The sequence below is a fragment of the Clostridium sp. 1001270J_160509_D11 genome (assembly GCF_015667935.1).
In the GTDB taxonomy this organism is placed as follows: Bacteria; Bacillota; Clostridia; order Peptostreptococcales; family Peptostreptococcaceae; genus Intestinibacter.
This window is the reverse complement of record NZ_JADPET010000265.1, coordinates 1-1233: the sequence shown is the minus strand read 5'-3', so window position 1 is coordinate 1233 and position 1233 is coordinate 1. Positions and strand designations below refer to the sequence as shown.

At 30.3% G+C, this 1233-nt stretch carries 1 protein-coding gene; it reads left to right on the top strand.

Going from position 1 to position 1233, the window contains the following annotated elements; all coding sequences use genetic code 11:
- The first annotated feature begins 76 nt into the window (after positions 1 to 76).
- Positions 77 to 1102, top strand: a complete 1026-nt coding sequence (gene plsX / locus I4U58_RS13820; RefSeq protein WP_195931911.1) for a phosphate acyltransferase PlsX — start codon at positions 77 to 79, stop codon at positions 1100 to 1102.
- Positions 1103 to 1233 lie beyond the last annotated feature (131 nt).

Sequence of the window (1233 nt, the reverse complement as noted above, 5' to 3'; positions counted from 1 at the left end):
TATTAAAATAATTATTATATTATTAAACTATGGAAATAATATATTTTTAATAAAAGATTTATAAAGGGAGGAACATATGAAAATAGTTATAGATGCAATGGGTGGAGATCATGCTCCTCAAGCCACTGTAGAAGGTGCAGTACAAGCTATAAATGAATATGGTATAGATGTAATCCTAACAGGTGACAGAGCCCAAATAGAAAAGGAATTAGAATCAAAGACTTATGATAAAAATAAGCTAGAAATAATACATACTACTGAGATAATTGAAAATGAAGATAAACCAGTAATGGCAGTAAGACGTAAAAAAGATTCTTCTATGGTTGTAGCATTAAACTTAGTAAAAGATAAAAAAGCTGATGCAATAGTATCAGCAGGTAGTACAGGAGCTTTATTAGCAGGTGGTACATTAATCGTAGGTAGAATAAAAGGAATTGATAGACCATGTTTATGCCCAGGCCTTCCTAATATAAAAGGTGGAATAACTCTTCTTGCTGATGGTGGAGCTAATGCAGATTGTAAGCCTAAAAACTTAACACAGTTTGCTTTTATGAGTGATATATATTTAAGAAAAGTTATAGGTTTAGAAAATCCTAGAATAGGTCTTGCAAATATAGGTACAGAAGAAGGTAAAGGTAATGAGCTAGTAAAAGAGGCTTATTATGAATTAAAAGATTTAGATTTAAACTTTGTCGGAAATGTTGAAGCAAGAGATGTAATAAACTCTGTATGTGATGCTTTAATATGTGATGGATTTACAGGAAATACACTTTTAAAATCTTGTGAAGGTGTAGCTATGAGTTTAATGAAATTAATGAAAGATAAATTTATGGAGTCTTTCAAAGGCAAAGTAGGTGCTTTAATGCTTAAAGATAGCTTTAAAGAAATAAAATCTATGATGGACTATACTGAGTACGGTGGAGCGCCACTTTTAGGAGTTAAAGGTGGAGTAATAAAAGCACATGGTAGTTCTAATGCATTTGCTATAAAAAATGCAATCAACCAAGCTATAAAATTCGCAAATGGAAATGTTGTTGAAGATATAGAACAAGTTTTAAAAGAACTATCAGAAAAAGAAAAAGCTCAAGATAAAGAAAACTAAAAATATACTAATTAAAAATCTCTTCTAATTTAATAGAAGGGATTTTTTTTGTATGATAGATTGTCAATATAAGTGCAACATTTTATGTTTATGTTGCAGCGAAGACCTCTGCAGGTGTTTTATATCCAAGA